This window comes from Hymenobacter rigui, assembly GCF_003944715.1.
GTDB lineage: Bacteria > Bacteroidota > Bacteroidia > Cytophagales > Hymenobacteraceae > Hymenobacter > Hymenobacter rigui.
Genome location: NZ_RWIT01000010.1, coordinates 64388 through 79566, shown reverse-complemented (window position 1 = coordinate 79566; position 15179 = coordinate 64388). Strand labels below are relative to the sequence as shown.

At 63.5% G+C, this 15179-nt stretch carries 11 protein-coding genes; 7 read left to right on the top strand and 4 right to left on the bottom strand.

Annotated elements, in window-relative coordinates; translation table 11 throughout:
* The gene (locus EI291_RS16385) at window positions 1–759 is read right to left on the bottom strand and encodes a hypothetical protein (RefSeq protein ID WP_125422386.1); all 759 of its coding nucleotides are present in this window, start codon (window positions 757–759) and stop codon (window positions 1–3) included.
* A gap of 320 nt (window positions 760–1079) precedes the next feature.
* Entirely contained in the window at window positions 1080–2429 is a 1350-nt protein-coding gene (gene ffh / locus EI291_RS16380) for a signal recognition particle protein (RefSeq protein WP_125422383.1), read from the bottom strand.
* Window positions 2430–2614: 185 nt separating this feature from the next.
* Here ffh and EI291_RS16375 point away from each other — a divergent pair, with 185 nt between their 5' ends.
* Window positions 2615–3934 carry a glycosyltransferase family 4 protein gene (locus EI291_RS16375; RefSeq protein WP_240635573.1) on the top strand — a complete coding sequence of 440 codons (1320 nt, stop codon included), beginning with the start codon at window positions 2615–2617 and terminating at the stop codon, window positions 3932–3934.
* A 169-nt stretch (window positions 3935–4103) separates the two neighbouring features.
* Here the strand turns inward: EI291_RS16375 and EI291_RS16370 are convergent, their stop codons facing one another.
* Window positions 4104–5978, bottom strand: a complete 1875-nt coding sequence (locus EI291_RS16370) for a hypothetical protein (RefSeq protein ID WP_148103419.1) — start codon at window positions 5976–5978, stop codon at window positions 4104–4106.
* A gap of 198 nt (window positions 5979–6176) precedes the next feature.
* Between EI291_RS16370 and pseB the strand changes: the two genes are divergently transcribed.
* The 4 genes from pseB (at window position 6177) to pseG (ending at window position 10948) form a co-directional block, all read left to right on the top strand.
* Window positions 6177–7196, top strand: a complete 1020-nt coding sequence (pseB, locus tag EI291_RS16365) for a UDP-N-acetylglucosamine 4,6-dehydratase (inverting) (protein ID WP_125422377.1) — start codon at window positions 6177–6179, stop codon at window positions 7194–7196.
* 151 nt (window positions 7197–7347) lie between these two features.
* Entirely contained in the window at window positions 7348–8523 is a 1176-nt protein-coding gene (gene pseC, locus EI291_RS16360; protein ID WP_125422374.1) for a UDP-4-amino-4,6-dideoxy-N-acetyl-beta-L-altrosamine transaminase, read from the top strand.
* A gap of 12 nt (window positions 8524–8535) precedes the next feature.
* Window positions 8536–9297: a cytidylyltransferase domain-containing protein gene (locus EI291_RS16355; RefSeq protein WP_170172687.1), complete on the top strand. Its 762-nt coding sequence runs from the start codon at window positions 8536–8538 to the stop codon at window positions 9295–9297.
* A 172-nt stretch (window positions 9298–9469) separates the two neighbouring features.
* Window positions 9470–10948, top strand: coding sequence for a UDP-2,4-diacetamido-2,4,6-trideoxy-beta-L-altropyranose hydrolase (gene pseG, locus EI291_RS16350; RefSeq protein ID WP_125422372.1), 1479 nt, complete (start codon window positions 9470–9472; stop codon window positions 10946–10948).
* A gap of 64 nt (window positions 10949–11012) precedes the next feature.
* Here the strand turns inward: pseG and EI291_RS16345 are convergent, their stop codons facing one another.
* The gene (locus tag EI291_RS16345) at window positions 11013–11717 is read right to left on the bottom strand and encodes a MarR family winged helix-turn-helix transcriptional regulator (RefSeq protein WP_125422369.1); all 705 of its coding nucleotides are present in this window, start codon (window positions 11715–11717) and stop codon (window positions 11013–11015) included.
* Window positions 11718–11874: 157 nt separating this feature from the next.
* Here EI291_RS16345 and EI291_RS16340 point away from each other — a divergent pair, with 157 nt between their 5' ends.
* The gene (locus EI291_RS16340) at window positions 11875–14352 is read left to right on the top strand and encodes a TonB-dependent receptor (protein WP_125422366.1); all 2478 of its coding nucleotides are present in this window, start codon (window positions 11875–11877) and stop codon (window positions 14350–14352) included.
* A 108-nt stretch (window positions 14353–14460) separates the two neighbouring features.
* A complete protein-coding gene (locus EI291_RS16335; RefSeq protein ID WP_125422364.1) occupies window positions 14461–15156 on the top strand; it encodes a DUF4328 domain-containing protein in 696 nt (231 codons plus the stop codon).
* Window positions 15157–15179: the final 23 nt, after the last annotated feature.

Genomic DNA, 15179 nt, shown 5'->3' with positions numbered 1-15179 from the left:
CTACTCACGGCGGGTCTGCTCCGGGTTGGAGTCCAGACCGGCGTAATAGCTCGTCTTCTCCCCCGGGTGGAAGGCGACCCGCAGGTTGCCCAGGTGATCCTTTAGGGTGTACTCGTACTGCACCTTCGTGCTGATACCCCCCCGCCAAGTCACGCCGGTACAGGTACAGGCCCGTCCTTCCGCGTGGGTGAGCCAGCGTAGCGAATCCCGCTCGTACTGCCACGCGCCCAGGTAGTCCGTGCGTACGGGCGCGGGCTTGCCGGCTTCCGTGGCCAGCTTGGCCACCTTCTGCCCGGTGGCCGTGTAGAGGTACTGCAGCTTGTTGCCGTTCTGCCACTCGATCAGCTCGGGCAGGTGCAGGTGGTTGTACTGAATACGCGTGATACCCTTGTTCTTATCGCTCGTCAGCGAACCGGCCGCATCATAGGTGTAGTCCGGGGTAGTCGAGCCAGCCGTAGCCCCATCCGAGAAGTCCGGGCGCTCGGGCACCTTCGCGCCCCAGCTGGTCACGGCCGGGGCCAGATCGTCCACCCACTGCAGGCGGTTGCTCTCCGGCTCGCTGGTAGCCGGCGTGTAGCGGTAGCGCAGGTTGTCAGTCTCTCCGTATTGAGCTTTGGTCGTGCGCGTGGCGGCAGCCACCAGGCCCCGCCGGCGCATCGTCACCAGGTTACCTCCCGCGTCGTAGCTGGCCGCCCAGAAGCGATAGTTGCCGCGCTCCGCATCCCACGGACTGGTCGGGCTGCTGCTGGTGCGTGCCACGAAGTCGCCCTGCAGTGACCAAGGTATATGTTGACAGTTAGAAAAAACTGTCATACTGAGCTTGCCGAAGCATCTCTACTGCTTCGCGTGAACTATCTGATGAATTGGTAGAGATGCTTCAACAAGGTCAGCGTGAGTGTTCTGGCATTTTCAGACACCGCCTGATGCGCTTCGCCTATAATGGGAGGCAGTGCATGCGCAAACTTCCGCCCACCTCCAAAAATAATACCGCGCCCGGCAGCCGAAGCCACCGGGCGCGGTGTTGTTTTTGGAGGTGGGCGGAATCCGTGGAATCCGACGAGTCCGACTAAATCCGTGATTTAGCGGAGCGGGCCTTTCATGCCCATCATGCGGGCCATTTGCTGCATACCGCCTTTGGTCTGGCTCATTTTGTTCATGGTGCGCATCACCTTGCGCATGTCCTCGAACTGCTTCATCAGGTTGTTTACCTGCTGAATATCAGTACCGGAGCCTTTGGCCAGGCGGCGGCGGCGGGAGCCGTTCAGCAGCTCGGGCTGGGCGCGCTCCTTGGGCGTCATGCTCTTGATGATGGCCTCAATCGGCTTGAAGGCGTCGTCGTCGATTTCCACGTCCTTCATGGCCTTGCCCATGCCCGGAATCATGCCCACCAGATCCTTCAGGTTACCCATCTTCTTGATCTGCTCCAGCTGGGACAGGAAGTCGTCGAAGTTGAACTGGTTTTTGCGGATCTTCTGGTTAATGCGCTTGGCTTCCTCCTCGTCGAACTGCTGCTGGGCACGCTCCACGAGGCTGATTACGTCGCCCATGCCCAGGATGCGCTGGGCCATCCGGTCGGGATAGAACATGTCCAGCGCCTCCATCTTCTCGCCCGTGGAGATGAATTTGATGGGTTTCTCCACCACGGCCCGGATGCTGAGGGCCGCCCCGCCGCGCGAGTCGCCGTCGAGCTTGGTGAGCACCACGCCGTCGAAGTTAAGGCGGTCATTGAAGGTCTTGGCCGTATTTACGGCATCCTGACCGGTCATCGAGTCCACCACGAACAGGGTTTCCGAGGGGTTGATGGCCCGCTTCACCTGCTCAATTTCGGCCATCATCTGCTCATCCACGGCCAGGCGGCCAGCGGTGTCGATGATGACTACCTTCTTGTTGTTTTTACGAGCGTACTCAATGGCATTCTGCGAAATCTGCACCGGGTTCTTGTTCTCCACCTCGGCGTACACTTCCACGTCCACCTGCTCGCCCAGCACTTTGAGTTGGTCAATAGCGGCGGGACGGTACACGTCGCAGGCCACCAGCAGCACCGAGCGGCCCTGCTTTTTGATGTGGTTGGCCAGCTTACCGGCGAAGGTGGTTTTACCCGACCCCTGCAGACCCGACAGCAGAATCACGGCCGGCTCGCCCTTGATCTGAATATCCTGCTTTTCACCACCCATGAGCTGCGTGAGCTCATCGTACACGATTTTGGTCATCAACTGGCCCGGCGACACGCTGATGAGCACGTCGCGGCCCATGGCCTCCTCCTTGATCTTGTCGGTTACTTCCTTGGCAACCTTGTAGTTCACGTCGGCATCCACCAGGGCGCGGCGGATTTCCTTCACGGTGGCCGCTACGTTGATTTCGGTGATGGAGCCCTGACCTTTCAGGGTTTTAAACGCCCGGTCGAGCTTGGTACTGAGGTTATCAAACATCGGATGATGTACGGCTATGGATGGTGAAGAGCTGGTTCCGGTTGCGGCCTGCTTTCCCGAATGGGACAAACCAGGGCAGTGCTATTACGGCGCGGGAATCCGGGTTCAGCCTCCAAAAGTAACCAGAAAACCCCGAAAGGCCGCGGGTGCGTACCTTCGCGGCTTCACTATTGCCTTTGCCGCCCGTGCCCGTGCCCGCCGCCCGCCCCCTTCGTTTGCTGGTGATTACCTACTACTGGCCGCCCTCGGGCGGGGCCGGCGTGCAGCGTTGCCTCAAGTGGGTGAAGCACTTACCAGCGCTGGGCGTCGAGCCCACCGTCATTACCGTGGACCCCGCCCAGGCCGCCTACCCCGTGCTGGACACCTCCCTGGAAGCCGACGTGCCGCCGGGCGTGCGGGTGCTGCGTACGGGCACCCGCGAGCCGTTTGGCGCTTATCAGAAGCTCACTAACCGCCCCATTCCGCACGGCGGCTTTGCCAATGAAGGGCGGGTATCGGTGGCGCAACGGGTGGCCCGCTTCGTGCGCGGCAACGTGTTTCTGCCCGACCCGCGCCGGGGCTGGAACCAGTTTGCTCTGCGGCAGGTGGCCGCGCTGGTAGCCGCCGGCGAGCAGTTCGACGCGGTGCTGACCTCTTCCCCACCCCACTCCACCCAGCTTATCGGGCTGGAGCTGAAGCGGCGCTACGGCTGGCACTGGCTGGCCGATTTGCGTGACCCGTGGACCGACATCTACTACACCCAAACGCTGATGCGCACCGCCGTGGCCCGCTGGCTGGATGCGCGCTACGAGCGGCAGGTACTGGAAGCCGCTGACGTGGTCATCACCACCAGCTCCGACACCGGCCGGCTGCTACAAGGCAAGGTTCCCCAGCTGCCCGCCAGCAAATTTGCCGTGCTGCCCAACGGCTACGATGAAGCTGATTTTCAGCACCCTGAAGCTGCCCCGGCTGATACGCTGCTGCTGACGTACGTGGGCACCATCACGGGGCAGTACCACATGGGGCCGTTCTTCGAGGAAGTAGCGGCCTGCGCCGTCCGGCATCCGCAGGTGCCGCTGCGTCTGCGTTTTGTGGGGCGGGTAGCCAAGGAAATCGAGCAACAGCTGGCGGCGGCGGGCCTCACGGCGCGTACCGAGCTGGTAGAATTTGTGCCGCACGACGAGGCCGTGGTCTACATGCAGCGCAGCACCGCCCTGCTGCTGGGCATCCCCGACGTGGCCCACAACCGGGGCATCCTGCCGGGCAAGGTGTTCGAGTACCTGGCCGCGGGCCGCCCGGTGCTCTGCATCGGCCCCGCCGGCTCCGATGCTGCCCAGGTGCTGGAAGGCTGCCAGGCCGGCCGCAGCTTCGAGTACGAAGACCGCGCCGCCATGCACACCTACCTAGATGAACTGGTAACCGCCTGGCAGCAAAACCCCACCATTCCGGTACCCGCCACCGGCCGCAGCCGCTACTCCCGCCGCGGCCTCACGGAGCAGTTGGTGCAGCTGATTCGGCGGAGGTAGCGCGCAGCTCTATGTCCCTTTACTGTGTCGTCTGCCTGTAGCGCGAAGCCTTTGCTTCGCGTTAGAATGAAACTAAGTCAACAGGCACCGCTTGTAGTGAAAAGTGGCCGGTGGTGCAGGCGCGAAGCAAAGGCTTCGCGCTACAGGCAGGCAATCCGGCAGCGGCTCGCTACTGCGTGAGCCGGTCCCACACCTTGCGCACTGGCTTGGGCATAACGTCCAGCAGCGCGGCGCGCATTTGGCCCAGGGCGGAGCGTTTCAGCTCCTGGCCCTGATGGCGGGCCAGCTCGGCGGCCAGCTGGTCGGCTAAGGCTTTGTAGACGGGGCGTTGGTAGTGGCGCAGGTTGTTGGTCACGTCGGCGCGGGTGCGCACGATGGTGCGCACGTCCACCACCTGCACGTTGGGGGTGCGGGCGGCGAAATCGAGCAGGGCGGCGTTCATTTGCTGGTGACGCTGCACAGCCCCGGCTTCCGCCGAGCCGGGAACCTCCACCTCGGCCCCGGTAAGCAGCAGGAGCGGCACGGCGGCGGGCAGTTGCTGACGCAGCCACGCCAGGTTTTCCTGGAAACGCGCGGGCGTGAGCGGGCCGGCGTAGGTGTATTCCTGCCGGAAGCGGCGCAGGAAGGCCTCGTCCATCCCCCGAAACTTGCGCTGGGCGTAGTGCTGGGCCTGCGCGGCGGGGTCAGCCTGCGTCAGGTCGTGGTAGCCGCCAAAGGGAATGAGCAGGCCGGTGGCGTTTTCGCGGTACAGGTCCTGGGTGTAGTCCATCAGCGGGCTGTACACCACGGCATCGTAGCCGGGCTGCCAGAGGCGCGGATGAAAGGCTTCGGCATCCAGAAACGGTAGGCTGGCGGCTAGGCGCTGCTGCTCCTGCGGGGGCAGGGTGCGGCTCAGGCGCAACAGCTCAGTGTGCTCGGTGTGCACCGGCACCTGGTTGTCATTCACGTAATTAAAATCCTCCATTACCTCCACCTGGTAGGTTTGGAGGTAGGGCGTGAGCTGGCCCAGGTCGCAGCCGCCCTTGAGCAGGATGCGCAGGCGCTTGGTGGGGTCCGTCGTGGGCGACGCGGCTGCTTTCGTTGCGGCTTCGGCCTCGGCGGGAGTTTCCAGCTGAATCCAGTCGGGCGTCTCGGTCTGGTTCAGCTCGGTGGCCACGTCGCCCTGCACCTGCAGCTTGGGAAAGCCGAGGTGGGCGTAGGTCCACTGCTCCACGCCCAGGTGCAGGATGCGGCAGCTGAAAGTAAACTGCTCCAGCTCGTTGGTAAAGGTATTCAGGGCGTACACGCCTACCAAGCCGTAGTCGCCGAACCGGTCCCGCACGCGCACGGTGCCCCAGCGCAGGCGCGTGGCCTCCAGCCGGGCTTCCAGTTCCTGGTACGCTACCCGCTTCTTGGTGTAGTTCAGCTGGTTGGAACGGTTAATTAGCTCCTCGATGCGGTTGAAATCGGGCCACACGGCGTCTTTGCCCTCACGCAGCTCCACGCGCACCTGGGCGTCGCGCAGGAAGGCCAGGTTGTCGCCCGGGTAGTCGGCGCGGGCCTGTTGCTGACGCTCCAGCAGGCGATACTGCTCCAGGCGGGCGTAGGTGGGGTCGGGCTTGCCCTGGGCCCGCAGCGCGGGGGCCAGCCGGGGCAGGTCGATGGGGTCGGCTACCTGCAGCTCCGGGTTGTAGTGCAGGGCTTCGGCCCGGTTGATGGGGTTGTCGTCGAGGAACAGGGCGTTGGGGGCCCGCAGCTGCATGTCTTCCAGCAACTGTCTGATGATGGGCCCTTTCGGCTGCCAGCTCACCCGCAGGAACACGAACAACTCCCGCACGCCCAACTCAGCGAGGCGGGCTTCCACCGGGGCCAGGTCGTTTTTGCTGACAATGGTGTGGATGAGCCCGCGGGCGGCCGTATCGCGCACCAGAGCCAGATTCTCCTCCACTGCCTCCACGACCCCTTCCGAGAGCGTACCGCGCCAAAATGTGTCATCCAGGTCCCAAATGACGAGTTTAATGGGCTGAGGGAAAGCGAAATCGAAAGAGGAAGTATCGGGCGTCATGCTGAGCGAAGTCGAAGCATCTCTACCGCTTCGTTGGGGTACGGCTGCCACGAAGCGGTAGAGATGCTTCGACTTCGCTCAGCATGACAGAAAGCAGGCTTGCCATCATGGGCACAAAACTACGCAAGCTCCGGCCGGAATGCCTACTTTTGCCCTCCTTACCCCGGCCGGCCTGGTGGCCGGCCCTGTTCCTGTAGCATGGCCCTCGACCTCAACAACAAATCCATTCTGGTAACCGGCGGCACCGGCTCGTTCGGCAAAAAGTTCGTACAGACGGTTTTCGAGCAGTTTCCCAACGTCAAGCGGCTGGTGGTGTACTCGCGCGATGAGCTGAAGCAATTCGAAATGTCGCAGCAGTTTCCGCACGCCAAGTACCCGGCCATCCGTTACTTTATCGGCGACGTGCGCGACGGGGAGCGGCTGAAACGGGCCTGCGAGGGCATCGACATTATTGTGCACGCCGCCGCCCTTAAGCAGGTGCCCGCTGCCGAGTACAACCCGATGGAGTGCATCAAGACCAACATCTTCGGGGCCGAAAACGTGATTAACGCCGCCCTCGACTGCGGCGTGAAGGACGTGGTGGCTCTGAGCACCGATAAGGCCGCGGCCCCCATCAACCTCTACGGTGCCACCAAGCTCTGCTCCGACAAGCTGTTTGTGGCCGCCAACAACATGAAAGGCAGCCGGGATTTGCGCTTCTCGGTGGTACGCTACGGCAACGTAATCGGCTCCCGCGGCTCGGTGGTGCCGTTTTTCCTGCAGCGCCGCGAAACCGGCGTGCTGCCCATCACCCACCCCGACATGACGCGCTTCCACATCTCGCTGGAGCAGGGCGTGGACCTGGTGCTGTACGCGCTGGAGCACAGCTGGGGCGGCGAAATCTTCGTGCCCAAGATTCCGAGCTACGTGATTACCGAAGTAGCCAAAGCCATCGGCCCCGACTGCCGCCAGGAAATTGTGGGCATCCGGCCGGGCGAGAAGCTGCATGAGGAAATGATTACCGAAACCGACGCCCTGAGCACGGTGGAGCTGGCTAAATACTACGTGATTCTGCCCTTCACCCCGCGCTGGGACGTGGACGACTTCATCCGCCACTTCGGCGGCCGCCGCGTGGAGGCCGGTTTCCACTACGATTCCAGCAACAACACCGAGTGGCTGAACGCCGAGCAGATCCGCGAGGAAATCCGCCAGCACGTGGACCCGGAATTTGCCGCGTAAGGCTCCAGCTATTTTTCAGACGTACAACGGCTGCCTCATCGGGCGGCCGTTGTGTTTTTCGGCCCAAAGCAGCGGCCTGACTTCCAACCCGCAGTTGAGTCGGCAAGCTCAGCATGACAATTCCCGGGCACGCGCTTACTTTTGACCCTGTATGAGCACTTCTTCGTTCCAGCCCACCCGCCCTATTGCTTACGGCCGCCAGCACATCACCCCCGAGGACGTGCAGGCCGTGACGGAAACCCTGTACTCAGATTACCTGACGCAGGGGCCCAAAGTGGCGGAATTTGAGCAGCAGTTTGCGGCCTACGTGGGGGCTAAATACGCCGTGGCCGTGGCCAACGGCACGGCGGCCCTGCACCTGTGCGCGCTGGCGCTGGGCGTGCAGCCGGGCCAGCGCGTGATTACCACGCCCATCACCTTCTCGGCCTCGGCCAACTGCGTGCGGTACTGCGGCGGCGAGGTGCATTTCGTGGACATCAACCCCGCCACGGCGTTGATTGACCTGCAGGCCGTGCGCCGGCTGCTGGAAAGCCACCCCAAGGGGCACTTTCACGGCCTGATTCCGGTGGATTTTGCCGGCCTGCCCGTGAACCTGGAAGCCGCCCGCCAGCTCTGCGACGAGTTTGGTCTGTGGATGATTGAGGACAGCTGCCACGCGCCGGGCGGTTTTTTCACCGACAGCCAGGGCCAGGAGCAGCGCTGCGGCAATGGGCAGTTTGCCGATCTGGCCATCTTCAGCTTCCACCCGGTTAAGCACATTGCCACTGGCGAGGGCGGCATGATTACCACCAACCGCCCCGACCTCTACGAACACCTGCTGCGCCTGCGTACCCACGGCATCACCAAAGACCCCGCCCAAATGACCCGCAACGACGGCGGCTGGTACATGGAGATGCAGGAGCTGGGCTACAACTACCGCATGCCCGACATGCTCTGCGCCCTAGGCATCAGCCAGCTGCGCCGCGCCGACGAGGGCCTGCTGCGTCGCCGCGAGCTGGCCGCCCGCTACGACGCGGCTTTTGCCGAAATGCCCCGGGTGACGCCGCTGGCCGGGGCCCCGGGCCACGCCTATCACCTCTACGTGATTCAGATGCCCGACCGCAAAGGCCTCTACGACGCCCTGCGCGAGCGGCAGATTTTTGCCCAGGTACACTACATTCCGGTGCACACCATGCCCTACTACCAGGACCTGGGCTGGCAACCCGGCGACTTCCCCCTGGCCGAAGCCTACTACGCCCACTGCCTGAGCATCCCCCTCTTTCCCAGCCTCACCGACGAAGAACAGCAGTACGTAATCGACTGCATCCGGGAAGTGGTAGGTGGATAGGTGGTTAGGTGTATGACAGGATTACTTCACCACCTAACCACCCAACCCTTGCAACGCGTCGGCATCATTTCTCAGGCTCGTATGACTAGCACCCGGCTGCCGGGGAAAGTGCTGCGCCCGGTGGCGGGGCAGCCGCTGCTGGAGTACCACGTGCAGCGGCTGCGGGCGGCCGGGCAGCCCTTGTATCTGGCTATTACCGACCGCCCCACCGACGACCCGCTGGCCGAATACGCCGCCGCTCACCAGTTGCCCTGCACTCGCGGCCCCGAGGACGACGTGCTGGCCCGTTACCATCAGTGCGCCACCGCCCACGGGCTGGACGTAATCGTGCGCGTCACCTCAGACTGCCCGTTGATTGATGGCTCCCTGGTGGGCGAGGCTGTGCAGCAGTACCTGGCCGCCGGGAATCCGCGCCTGTACCTCTCCAACGTGCTGGAGCGCACCTACCCGCGGGGCTTCGATTTTGAAGTGTTTTCCAGGGAGCTGCTGACGGAAGCCTACCAACACGCCACCACGGCCTCCGACCGGGAGCACGTGACGCCCTACATCCACCAGAACCGCTCGGGCCGGGTGGAATTTGCCCACATCCGCCGGGAGCCCAGCCGCAGCGACTACCGCCTCACCGTGGATACCACTGAAGATTTCGAGCTGATCCGGCAGCTGATTGAGGAGCACCACGCCGACACGCTGTCCGCTGACCAGCTGATTTCCCTGCTGGACGCCCACCCGGAACTGGTAGCCCTCAACGCCCACATCGAGCAGAAGAAGCTGTAGCAACCTGAAGCCTCTGATGAGTAAACAGTCATGCTGAGCTTGTCGAAGCATCTCTACCGCTTCGTTGAATAGTTCGTGCGGAGCGGTAGAGATGCTTCGACATGCTCAGCATGACGTTCTGCAGTTACCAAACAGCCCAATTCATCATTCCTAACTCATAACTCCCCCCTTCATGGCGCGCTTGCTTTTTCGGGCTGATGGCAACTCCCGCATCGGGCTGGGCCACGTGATGCGGCTACTGGCGCTGGCCGAAATCCTGCGGCTCGACTTTCCGGAGCAGCTGTTTCTGATTCGGGAGCCGGATGCGGCCCTGGCGAAGCAACTGGTGGCGGCCGGCCTCACGGTGCAGGCCCTGCCCGCCCAGCCGCTAGCCGAGGAAGCCGCCTACTTGGTGCGCCACCTGCTGCGCCCCACCGACGTGCTGGTGCTCGATGGTTACGACTTTCGCTACGACTACCAGAACACCGTGCGCGGCAAGCTGGCCCGCCTAGTGTACCTCGACGACCTCCACGCCTACCCCCTGGCCGCCGACCTGGTGCTGAACCCCGCCGGGGGCCTCACCCTGCGGCAATATGAGATGCGCCAGCCCGGCGCGCGCCTGCTCAGCGGCCCGGCCACTGCGCCGCTGCGCGCTGCCTTCCGCACTGCTGCCCCCGCCACCGCCCCACCCGACCCTACCACCGTGCTGGTGTGCCTGGGCGGGGCCGACCCTACCCACCAGACCCAGCGCGTGGCCGCCGAGCTGCTGGCTTTGCCGGCCGTGCGGCGCGTGCACGTGGTGGTGGGCAGCGCCTACGTGGGCTGGGAAAGTCTGCAGACCTGGGCCCTGGAGCAACCCCGCCTCACGCTGCACCGCAACCTGCCGGCCCCCGAGCTGGCCGCCCTCATGCGCCAGTGCGGCGCGGCCGTATGCTCGGCCAGCACCGTCAGCTACGAGTACTGCGCCGCGGGAGGTGGCCTGCTGCTGCTGCTGCCCACCGCCGACAACCAGCACGACATCGACCACTACCTGCGCGGCGCGGGGCTGGCCCGGCCCTACGCGTCAGCGGCCAACATCCTTACCTCGCCCGAAGCCGCCCGCCTGGCCTCGGCTATGCAGCAGGCGCAACACCAAGTGTTCGATGGGCTGGCCCCGCTGCGGCTGCGGCAGGAGCTGCGGGCCCTACTGCTGCCCCAGCCACCCTTCTACCTGCGCCCCGTGCAGCCCACCGATTCCGATCAGCTCCTGGCCTGGACCAATGAGCCCACCGTACGGCAGTTCTCCTTCAACCCCAACCCCGTAGCCCGCCCCGACCACGAGCAGTGGCTGGCCGCCCGCCTCCAGGACCCCAACGCCCTGCTGCTGCTGGCCCAGGATGCCGCCACCGGCCGCCCGGCCGGCCTCATCCGGTTTGCCGTCAGCGGGGAAGAAGCCACTCTCAGCTACCTGCTCGACGCGGGCTTCCGGGGGCGCGGGCTGGCCCCGCTGCTGCTATTGGCCGGTACGCGCCGGGTGCTGGAGCATTTCCCGCGGGTGCACCGGGTGCTGGGGCACGTGCAGCCTGCCAATGCGGCCTCGGTACGGGCCTTCGAGCGAGCCGGCTACAGGCTACAGTCCGCGCCCGATAACGCCAATCTAACTTTTGAATGGCTGGCCAACTCCGAGGCTTGAATTTAGATACCACTCCGGTTTTCTCGGTTGCTGACGCGCCGATGTTCACGCCTGCAATACCATCCTAAACCGAATCAGAAGTGGTATCGGCTTGAGGCGTCAGGTCATCGGGGGCACCTGGTGGGAGGTGCCGGCTTATCAGGTCGGGGAACGTATCGGGGCGGGGGCCGGCGAAGATGGGGTGGTGAAAGGCATCGAGCTTTTGCAGCAGATATACCAGCTGGCTTCGCTCCTGGGCGGTGAGGGTGCCGGCGGCCAGATGGGCCAGCTGCCGCATCGGCCCCATGCTGGCAAACAGCGCCTGCTGCCCGCCGGGCGTGACGGTGAGCAGCTTGCGTCGCCGGTCGGTGGTGCTGGGCTGTTCCGCCAGAAATTCCCGGGCCAGCAGCCGCTTAATGATTTCGTTGCCGGTGGGGATTTCGTGAATGTGCCGCCGGATTAGCTCAGTTTTGCTCAGGGGCTGGTGCCCGAACGTAGTAGCCAGGTACGTGAAATCATCGATGGTGAGCAGGGGCGAGTCGGCCAGGGCCAGGCGGGAGTACCCGCGCAGGTAGCGGTACAGGTAGGTTACCAGCTGCCCGATAACTACTTCCGTTTCCTGGGGCTGCCCGGCCCGCCCCACCGGTTCCGCCGGGGCGGGCAGCACGCGCACCTGCAGCCAGGCCGCAAATGCCTCCATGGAAGGCCCATCCGCCTCAGGCTTCGCCGGAATCGTGGCCTCGAACTCTTCCAGAAGCGTGAGTACCTGAGTAAGCAGCGCGTATTTCATACCGGGCAAAAAATCCTGAACACAAAATTACCACTCGTCGCAGCTTCAAAAGCGCAGGCAATGTAGTATGATAACAAAGTTTAAAAACCCTATTTATGTTTAAAACATAGTATTCGCATCATAGTTAGTAGGTTTGTTCACCTGAATCTACGTGCGCATGAAACCTCTCTACTTTCGCTTGGGCGTGTGGCTGCTGCTGTTGCTGCTGCCCCGGTTACTCTCGGCCCAGAATACGGGTACCATCACCGGGCTGGTGCGTGACCGGGCCACGCAGGAGCTGCTGCCGGGCGTGACGGTGGTGCTAGAGGGCACGGCCCTGGGCGCTACCACCAACGAGGAAGGCCGCTACCGCCTGACGGGTATTCCGGTAGGCAGCTACAACCTGCGGGCCAGCTTTCTGGGCTACGACCCGCTGCTGCGGGCCAACGTGCTGGTGAACAGCGGCAACGCCAACATCATCAACCTGGAGCTAAGCGCCGGGGCACAGCAGCTGGGTGAGGTGCAGGTGGTAGCGAATCGCGCCACCCGCGTGGCCACCGCCGAAACGCCGCTGAGCGTGCAGCGCATCAATACCGAGGAAATCAAGAGCAACCCCGGCGGCAACTTCGATATATCAAAAGTGGTGCAAACGCTGCCCGGCGTGGGCGGGGGCGGCACCGGCGGCACCTCCGGCTTCCGCAACGACATCATCATTCGGGGCGGGGCTCCCAATGAAAACGTGTACTACCTCGACGGCATTGAGGTACCCGTTATCAACCACTTCCAGACGCAGGGCTCGGCGGGCGGGCCCACGGGCATCCTCAACGTGAGCTTTATTGAGGATGTCACGCTGAGCACCTCCGCCTTCAATGCCCGCTACGACAACACCCTGAGCTCGGTGCTGCAATTCCGGCAGCGCGACGGCAACCCCGAGCGGCTGCAGGGCAACCTGCGTACTTCGGCCACCGAGGTAGCGGCCACGCTGGAAGGTCCGCTCGGCCGGCCCGATTCCGGCCGCGTGGCCCGCACCACGTTCCTGGCCTCTGCCCGCCGCTCCTACCTGCAGCTACTGTTCAAGGCCATCGACCTGCCCATCCGGCCGGCATACTGGGACTTTCAGTTCAAAACTACCACCAAGCTGGGGGCCAAAACCACGCTGACCTCGCTGGGTCTGGGCGCCATCGACAACTTTGAAGTGGGCGTACCCCGCAACTCCACCCCCGAGAAAGAGCTGGTGCTGCGCCAGAATCCCAAAATTGAGCAGTGGAACTACACCGTGGGCCTGAACCTGCGCCACCTGGTACCGCACGGCTACTGGAACGTGGCCCTGAGCCGCACCCAGCTGCACAACAAGCTCGACCTGTTTCAGGACGGCGTGGAGGGCGACGAGAGCCGGCGCATCCTGCTCACCCGCTCCGGTGAAACCGAAAACAAGCTCCGGGCCGATATGAACGGCACCGTGGGCCGCTGGGCGTACAGCTACGGGGCCGTGGGCCAGTACGTGCAGTACGATAACCGCTTCTTCAACCGCCTGCGCCGGCCGGTGCTGGACGCCGCCGGCAACGAGGTGCAGCCAAGCGTGGATGTGCGCTTCCAGACGGCCGTGGATTTCGCCCGCTTCGGGGGCTTCGTGCAGGTAACCCGTTCCTTTCTGGAATCGAACCGGCTGACGCTGTCGGCGGGCCTGCGCACCGATGGCAACACCCTCACCGACGACGGCCGCAACCTGCTCCGCACCCTGTCGCCGCGGGCCTCCCTCTCTTACGCCCTGCTGCCTACCCTGAACCTGAACGCCTCGGTGGGCCGGTACTACAAGATTCCGCCCAGCACGGTACTGGGTTTCCGCGACGAGGCCGGCCGCCTGGTCAATCAAAGTAACCGCTACATCCGCTCCGACCACTACGTGGCGGGCCTGGAGTGGCTGCCGGCCCCGGCCACCCGCTTCACGCTGGAAGGCTTTTACAAGCGCTACCGCTACTACCCCGTATCGGTGCGCGACGGGCTGAGCCTGGCCAACCTGGGCGGTGATTTTGCGGCCCTGGGCAACGAGGCCGTAACCAGCACGGGCCGGGGGCGCACCTTCGGACTGGAGTTCTTCTTCCAGCAGAAGCTGACCCGCAAAGTGTTTGCCGTGGTGTCGCTGACGGGTTTCCGCTCCGAGTTTACGGGACGCACCGGGGCGTACGTGCCCTCGGCCTGGGATTCGCGGTTTCTGGCTTCGGCACTGCTGGGCCGCAAGTTTAGCCGAGGCTGGGAAATGGGCTTTAAGTACCGGGCTGCCGGCGGCTCGCCCTACACGCCCTACAACCTGCCTGCCTCCCAAGCCAGCTACCTGGCCACGGGCCGAGGCGTGCTCGACTACGACCAGCTTAACACCCAGCGCCTGGGTAGCTTCCAGCAGTTCGACTACCGGCTGGATAAGCGCCTGAACTGGAAACGCTTCACTCTGGACCTGTTCCTGGACGTGCAGAACGCCTTCGTGCTGAAAAACCCCGGCGTGCCCGACTACACCTTCGAGCGCCTGCCCGACAACTCCGGTTTTGCCACCACCGACGGCCAGCCCATCCGCCCCGATGGCTCCAACGGCATTCCAATACTGCTGGCCAACGACAACACGAGCGTAACGCCCACCATCGGGTTCATTCTCGAGTTTTAGCAGGGCGCGGAAGCCGATAGCCGAAACCCGGCAGATTTCCGGTAGCTTTGGCTGGTATCATGCTGGCAGCTACTATAGCTCCGGTTTTTCGTCAATCTATTCTATCGGATGTTGCGTGATAATGAGCGCCGGGGCCAGACGGCCTATGCCATTTTTCTGGCGGTTACTATTTTCTCCCTGGCCTATGCGGTGTTCAACATTGCCTTTGCCGCCCAGCTTGCTTCCTTCAGTCCGGATGGCATGAATACGCCGCGGCTGCAGGCATTCGGTCTGATCAATCAGCTGGCTCTTGTGGTTAATCTGGGGCTGTTGCTGGCCAGCGCCGTCAGTTTTATTCGCTGGGCCCGACGGGCTTACTACAACCTTGGAGCCATTGGGGTAGATACTTCGTTTTCCGACGCCAGCGTGGTGTATGCCTGGATTTTGCCGGTTACCAGCCTGTACCGGCCTTACCAGCTGGTGCGCGAAATCTGGCAGCTTACGCAGCGCGAGGCTTTTGGCCACATCCGGTCGCATACATTGTTGCGGGTATGGTGGGCGTCGTTCCTGACACGCTCCGTTCTAGGCATTGTGGTTTCGGCCATCGGCAACGGCATGACGCTGGAAAGCCTGCGGACGGCCATGCAGTTTCAGGCGCTTTCCCTGGCGTTTGATGGCTTTGCGGCCCTGATAACAGCCCGGGTGATTCATCGGATAATGCAGTTTGAGCAGCAGCTGGTGTTGGTGCAGAATGTCACGCAGCTCGGACAAGCACCGCCAGAACCCGCGGCCCTCTCGCCCACCGACCCCGATTTGTACCTGTAGCTGCGGCCGGCTTCGTATTTTTG